Here is a 6,832-nt window from a genome sequence, read left to right as displayed (position 1 = left end):
TTTTAATACCTAATAAATTTTGTAATTTTATAGATATACTGTTTATTTTATTTAGAGGAAAGGTACAAATAGATTTACTCTCACTCCATGGGCTGTATCTTAGGATTCTCCAGTTATAGTTTTTATAGTCAGATGCTATATGGAGAAATTCACGATGGATATCTTCCGATAAAAAACTTATAATCTCTGAATGAGATTTGATAGGGAGATCTTGTCCGCTTAGGAGGGTTATATAATCATAGTTTTTTCCTCTGATAGCATGGAATAGATTTAATGTAGCTTCTACTTGGGAAAAACCAGACCAATTGACAGAAACTCTATCCGAAATAATAAAAACATTGTCTTGAAAAAGGTAATGTTTCTTTAATTGTTGATATAAACAATTATTTTTTAAGTCAATATGAAGATATACATCTGAATTTTTTGATAGAATATTTATTAAAATAGTTAGTTGTTTAAAGCCTTTATGAGCTTGTATAATATATGCTAATTTCATAATAAAATCTCCTGTGGGTAAATTAGATAAATGTTAGTATAGTATATTATACTAATATTTTTTTTGGAATCAAAATTATTAAATAATAGCTTTTATTTATGATCTATCGATTTAAGATAAAGATAAAATTTAGTTTTTTAATAAGAGATTGGTTGTTATAAAATATTGAGCGAACAACAAATTTTGGCATCATTGAGTGCTTTTTTAAAGGAGATAAATTTATGATAAAGAAATTTTTTACATTTGCAGCTGGAAATTGGCTAGGAATACTCTTTGGCATAATGACTACACCTATTCTGACAAGAATACTAACACCAGAGGAATTTGGACAAGCAGCCATGTATCTACTTGTAATAAATACCATAGGTCCAATGTTATTATTGGGGACAGTAGATACCTATAGTCGGTTTTATTATGAGGAGGCTAAGGAATTACGTGGAAATCTCCTACATAACGCAATAAAATATCCACTGATCTTAACGGGGGTAGTAGGAGTAATTGGAATATTTTTTTATAAGTGGATAGGAGATTTTTTATTCAAAGATCCGGATTTTTCTGTGGTTTTAGTTTTGGTACTTGCTCTATTTTTTCACCACCTCCAGTTATTTACTGATTATGTGTTGAGATTAAATGAATCTTATAAACTATATTCAGTTTTTACTTTTTCACGGAAGTTTTTTGAGTTTGTATTGGTGTTTATTTTATACTATATCATGGGTAAGACTTATAAAATAGTTATATATTCAGGATTTTTTTCTATTGTCCTTACAGTTTTAATGGGGATAGGATTAAATTTGAAATCATGGAAAAAAGGTCATGGAACTCCAAAACACAGTCAGATAGAAATTATGAAATATTCATTTCCACTACTTTTAAATAAGATGGTAATTTGGCTCTTTTTTTCCTTTGATCAGATAGCCATAAAATTATGGAGTGATTATGGAGAATTAGGAATATATAGTGCTGCATTAAAATTAATGGCTATCCTTACAATACTTCAAGGAACAATCTCATCCTTTATAGTACCTAGACAGTTAAAAAAGTATGAAGAAAATCCAGAGGATCGCTGGTATTTCACAAAAACATCGATGGTAATAACAGGAGTAATGTTTGGAATAGCTGTATTCACTATGATATTTAGGGATTTGGCTCATATAGTATTAGGAGATAGTTATAGGCAAGCTATCTATGTGATACCAATATTGACCATGGCACCAGTATTAAATTGTATGTCTGAAACCCTTTCTCAAGGGATAAATTTTGCCAAGAAACCCAAGTGGCATTTTATAGCAGGTGTAGTTGCGAGTTTTATAAATATAGGATTAAACTTTATCTTAGTTCCTAAATATGGGGCTAAAGGAGCTGCCATAGCCACTGCCATAGCATGGATTGGGTTCTTTGTGGTGAAACTCAAGGTTTCTATGAAATATTATTATTATGAATACGACAGGAATAAGATAATTGTAGGTCTTGGATTTTTACTGATAATGGGAATCTATTTGGCTTTCAATGATGGTAATATAAAAAGTTATACGGTATTATTTGTGAGTTTAGGGATATTAGGAATTTATTATGGTAAGAAAGCTTTGGCTTTTAGGAGAGGTTAATATTTACTTTTTATGGTTTTGTGAGATTACGAATATCAGTAAAATTAGAGAAATCAAAGCTAAAGTATTAGAATTTGAAAAAAATGACTATTTAATGGGTCAAGAAAGTAACAAAAAGATTGGAGGAATTTATGAAAAAGAAAAAGATCTTATTTTATTACTCTATATTTTTAAATGGAGGAATAGAGAGAGTTTTTATAAATATATTAAATAATTTAGATTTAAAAAAATATGAAGTAGTACTCCTAAATACTAATAATAGATCTACGTTTCATCTAAAAAATGAGGTTAGGAGGATCAATCTAGATAAAAAAAGGGCCCGTGATGGTGTGTTTGAATCGATTATGGTAATGAAAAAAGAAAACCCCGATATTATAATAGCAGGAGGATGCATAAATAATTTGACTATTTTATTGGCGAAAAAAATATTTAGGATGAAAGCTAAAGTTATATTTTCCCTCCATGCTATCGATAGAACTATGGTCAGAAAAAAAATAATTAAATGGTTTTACCCCTTGGCAGATAAGGTGGTTGGGATAAATCGTGGAAGTATAGACTTGACTATAAAAATATCTGAGGTAAACTTAATAGAGAGTAAAATAAAAATTATAAATAATCCTGTAGTAGATGAAAATATGATAGAAATGTCAAAAGAAGGGGTAGCTCACAAATGGTTAGATGGGAATCATAAAGTTTTTACTACGATAGGAAGGTTATCGTGGGAGAAGACACAAAATATTATGATATGTGCATTGAATGAAATAAAAGATAAAAGTGTAAAGCTTTTGATAATAGGAGAGGGACCTGAGGAAGAAAAATATCGTGAGTTGGTTAAAAATTTAAAATTAGAAGATCGGGTAGATTTTATAGGACATCAAATTAATCCATTTAAATATATATCGAGGTGTGATGGATTCTTATTATCTTCAAAAACCGAAGGATTTGGGATGGTATTAGTAGAAGCAATGGCTTGTAAGGTCCCTGTGATATCTACAAGGTCTATGGCGAGACCTGAAGATATAATCTTAGATGGAAAGACGGGGTTACTGTGTGATGTAGGGGACTATGAGGAGATGGCAAGATTGATGAAACTCCTCCTTGAAGATAATGATTTAAAGAAAAAATTAATAACGGGTTCACAGAATACTGTAGAAAAATTTAGTGTGAAGGAGTCGGTAAAAAAATACGAAGAGTTATTTGAAAAATTATAAAGAGGAGGGATTTGAAATGATGGTAACGGTTTTAATGCCTGTATATAATACAAGTGAATTTTTAAGAGAAACAATAGACAGTATTTTAGATCAAACTTATGAGGAATTTGAGTTTTTGATAATAAATGATGGGTCTACAGATTCAAGCGTAAACATAATCGAATCCTATCAAGATGAAAGAATAAGTTTAATTAATAATGCAGAAAATATAGGATTAATAAAGACTTTGAATAAAGGAATAGAAATAGCTCGTGGGAAATATATTGTCAGGATGGATGCCGATGATATAGCAGAAAAAAATAGAATAGAAACACAAGTAAATTTCATGGAAAAAAATCTCGATGTAGCAGTGGCTGGATCTAATGGGGTAATGTTTTTATCTAGTAAACCTATGATAAAAAAACCAACAGATTTTCCTATAAGATATAGTGAAATCAGATGTAAACTCCTCTTTGAAAGTCCAATAATGCATCCAGCTGTGATAATGAGAAAAAATGTGCTATTAGAAAATAATTTTAGATATAATGATGAATATAAGGCTACAGAAGATTATGGGTTATGGATGGAAATAGCCAAAGATCACAAAATCGTAAATATATCTCAAAAATTATTGAGATATAGGATAGTATCTAGTAGTGTAACTAACCAAGCATTAAAAAGAATGAATGATAGGATCAAAGTAATGAAAAAAATATATATTCTGGGACTGGATTACTTAGGAGTCAAATATAGTGATGATGAACTAGATATTCATGCAGAAATAGCACTTTCCTCTACTTTAAAGCATTTTAAATATACAAAAAAAAGTGTTGAAAAATGGCTTTATAAATTAATGGATACAAATAATTCTATTGGAAGATTTAGGTCAGAAATTTTTAATAGAGAGATAGCAGAACAATATTTTAGAGTCTGTGTATATAATGGGACCTATGTAGACTATAAAAAAAGTAATTTTGCGAACTATAATCCTAAGAGTTTCTTTACATATATGAAGTTAAAGAGTGCTGTGAGAATAAAACAAATGGTAAGATAAAAAAGTGAAAGTTAAGATAAAAACTGCTCTTAAATATAATCGAGAGTAGTTTTTATTTAGTATTTATTGATTAAATTTTTAATTTTATATGAAAACATATTATAATAGCAATAAAATAAATTATAAAGGCTGGTAAAAAATGAAAGAAAAAATATTGAAGGATCTAGTGGAAAAAATAAAAAAAGAATATAAATGTAAAGCAATTATCTTATATGGTTCTTATGCAGATGGAACTTATATTGAGACAAGTGATTTGAATATTTTTTGTATTGCCGAAGTTGAAAATATGATTATAGATACTAGTTTCTTTAATGGAATACAATTAGATTTATGGATATGTCCCATGGATTGTTTAAATGGCTATGAAACTTTAGGGAAATTAAATGAAGGAAAAATATTATATGAAGTAGATAATTTAGGTACTATTCTTTTAGAAAAAATAAAAACACATGTAGAGAGGGAATTTGAAATTTCAAGTAAAGAAAAAGATCGTTTAAAATCATGGTGTTATAAGATGATGAGTAGAATTGAAGTAGGAGATATAGAAGGAAATTATAAGAAAATATGGCTTATGAATGATTTATTACCTATTTATTTTCAAATGAAAAAAAGATGGTACTTAGGGCCTAAAAAATCGTTTGCTTTATTGAAAGAGAATGATAAAAAAGTATATTTAATGTTTGAAAAATTATATAGTGGTAATGATGAGGCTTTAAAAGAAATTATCGAGGAAATTTTTTAATTGTTTAGAAAATTATACTTACAAAATGTAATATGCCTTTACTTTTTAGGAGTACAATAGGTTGGATAAAATATTAGTCTAAAAGATTTGTCACATTGAAAAAAAGTGTATTATCTGATATAATTATCTTTAGAAATTTATAAAATAAAAGAGAAAAATAAGCAATAAAAAATCATCTATAAAAAGAAGAAATATGATTTAATAGTGATTTTAATAAAAGGAGATAAAGATGGGGAAATTATTAAGAGGTTCAAGTAAAAATGCAAGATTTTTTATAGTTGATACAAAGGATATAGTGCAGGAAGCATTGGATATCCACAAATGTAGTCCTACAGCAATAAAGGCTTTCGGAAGACTTTTGACAGGAGCCGTTATGATGGGGGCAACTCTAAAGGGAGATGACTTATTAACTCTAAGAACGAATACAGATGGATTATTAAAACAGATGTTAGTTACTACTGATGCTGGTGGAAATGTAAAGGGATATTTGAGTAACCCAGAAGTTGATTTAGAATTAAAAGATGGAGAAGTTCCTAAAGTTGGAGAATTAGTTGGAAGAGGATCGTTAACTGTGATAAAAGATATGGGGTTAAAAGAGCCTTATGTAGGAGTATCACAAATAGTTAGTGGTGAAATTGGGGAAGATATAGCTTATTATTACTATACATCGGAGCAGACACCTTCAGTAGTAGTATTAGGAGTATCATTAGGTCCTGATATGAGGGTAAAAAATGCTGGTGGATATATGATTCAACTATTACCAGATGCTAGTGATAATTTTATTACAAAGTTAGAGGCTAAGATAAAAGCTATGAGACCAATGACTGAATTATTGGCAGGTGGAATGAGCTTAAAGAGGATAGCAAAATTAATCTATGAAGATATAGATTCAAAAGATGATTTAGCACTAATTGAAGATTATAGCATCTATGAAGAAAAGAAAATTTCTTATAAGTGTAATTGTAATAAAGATAAATTTTATAAGGGATTAATTACGATAAAAAGAGAAGAGTTAGAGGAAATATTCACAGAAAAACCTGAATTAGAGGTAGAATGTCATTTCTGTCAAAAAAAATATTCATTTACAAAAGATGAATTATTAGGATAAAATTTAAGACTACTAAATTTAGTAGTCTTTTCTTTATATGATATAATAAAATTAAAAATCAAAATTTTTAACACAGATATAAAAAATTATTTTATTATATATATAATTAGGAATAAATTTTGAATGACTTAAAAAGTTGAAATATACTTAGAAAAGTTTAAAATTTGGAGGTTAAAGATGAAATTAGTAGATACGCACTGTCATATAGACAGTGATAGATATGATGAGGATAGAGATGAAATTTTAAAGGCTATAGAAGAAAATTTAGAGTTTGCAGTAAATATAGGCTATGATTTGGATTCTTCTAAAAGATCTATAGATTTGGCAGAGAAATATGATTTTATGTATGCTGTAGTAGGAGTTCATCCTACAGATATCAATGGATACAATGATGAATTAGAAGGTGAACTAGAGAAATTAGCTAGTCATCCTAAAGTAGTAGCAATAGGTGAGATAGGACTAGATTATCACTGGATGAAAGATGAAAAAGAGGAGCAAAAAGCTGTATTCAGAAAACAGTTAGAGATGGCTAAAAGAGTGGATAAACCAGTAGTTATACATACCAGGGAAGCGACCCATGATACTTTGGAAATTTTAAAGGAATATCCTGAGATAAAGGGGATAGTTCATTGTTA

The 6,832-nt window shown here is 28.7% G+C and carries 7 protein-coding genes; 6 read left to right on the top strand and 1 reads right to left on the bottom strand.

The features are described from left to right. A partial coding sequence (locus WBG30_RS01270) for a beta-1,6-N-acetylglucosaminyltransferase (protein WP_424502830.1) occupies positions 1 to 496 on the bottom strand: 496 nt, incomplete at its 3' end. A 221-nt stretch (positions 497 to 717) separates the two neighbouring features. Here WBG30_RS01270 and WBG30_RS01265 point away from each other — a divergent pair. From WBG30_RS01265 to WBG30_RS01240, 6 genes are all read left to right on the top strand, one after another. Beyond that, on the top strand, positions 718 to 2,103 hold the full coding sequence (locus WBG30_RS01265) for a lipopolysaccharide biosynthesis protein (protein ID WP_424502829.1): 1,386 nt from the start codon (positions 718 to 720) through the stop codon (positions 2,101 to 2,103). Positions 2,104 to 2,234: 131 nt separating this feature from the next. After that, positions 2,235 to 3,314, top strand: a complete 1,080-nt coding sequence (locus WBG30_RS01260; protein WP_424502828.1) for a glycosyltransferase — start codon at positions 2,235 to 2,237, stop codon at positions 3,312 to 3,314. A gap of 16 nt (positions 3,315 to 3,330) precedes the next feature. After that, a complete protein-coding gene (locus WBG30_RS01255) occupies positions 3,331 to 4,347 on the top strand; it encodes a glycosyltransferase family 2 protein (RefSeq protein ID WP_424502827.1) in 1,017 nt (338 codons plus the stop codon). A 139-nt stretch (positions 4,348 to 4,486) separates the two neighbouring features. After that, the gene (locus WBG30_RS01250; protein WP_424502826.1) at positions 4,487 to 5,089 is read left to right on the top strand and encodes a nucleotidyltransferase domain-containing protein; all 603 of its coding nucleotides are present in this window, start codon (positions 4,487 to 4,489) and stop codon (positions 5,087 to 5,089) included. Between the two features lie 229 nt (positions 5,090 to 5,318). Further along, positions 5,319 to 6,197: an Hsp33 family molecular chaperone HslO gene (gene hslO, locus WBG30_RS01245; protein WP_424502825.1), complete on the top strand. Its 879-nt coding sequence runs from the start codon at positions 5,319 to 5,321 to the stop codon at positions 6,195 to 6,197. A gap of 177 nt (positions 6,198 to 6,374) precedes the next feature. Then, on the top strand, positions 6,375 to 6,832 hold a 458-nt coding region (locus WBG30_RS01240), incomplete at its 3' end, for a TatD family hydrolase (protein ID WP_424502824.1).

Origin of the sequence: Psychrilyobacter sp., from assembly GCF_049671765.1 — a bacterium.
Classification (GTDB): Bacteria; Fusobacteriota; Fusobacteriia; order Fusobacteriales; family Fusobacteriaceae; genus Psychrilyobacter.
This window is presented reverse-complemented; position numbering and strand designations above follow the sequence as displayed.

Bases quoted from the DNA above. Each gene is read 5' to 3' on its own strand.
- hslO (WP_424502825.1), top strand. From the start codon at position 5,319: ATGGGGAAATTATTAAGAGGTTCAAGTAAAAATGCAAGATTTTTTATA.
- WBG30_RS01255 (WP_424502827.1), top strand. From the start codon at position 3,331: ATGATGGTAACGGTTTTAATGCCTGTATATAATACAAGTGAATTTTTA.
- WBG30_RS01250 (WP_424502826.1), top strand. From the start codon at position 4,487: ATGAAAGAAAAAATATTGAAGGATCTAGTGGAAAAAATAAAAAAAGAA.
- WBG30_RS01260 (WP_424502828.1), top strand. From the start codon at position 2,235: ATGAAAAAGAAAAAGATCTTATTTTATTACTCTATATTTTTAAATGGA.
- WBG30_RS01265 (WP_424502829.1), top strand. From the start codon at position 718: ATGATAAAGAAATTTTTTACATTTGCAGCTGGAAATTGGCTAGGAATA.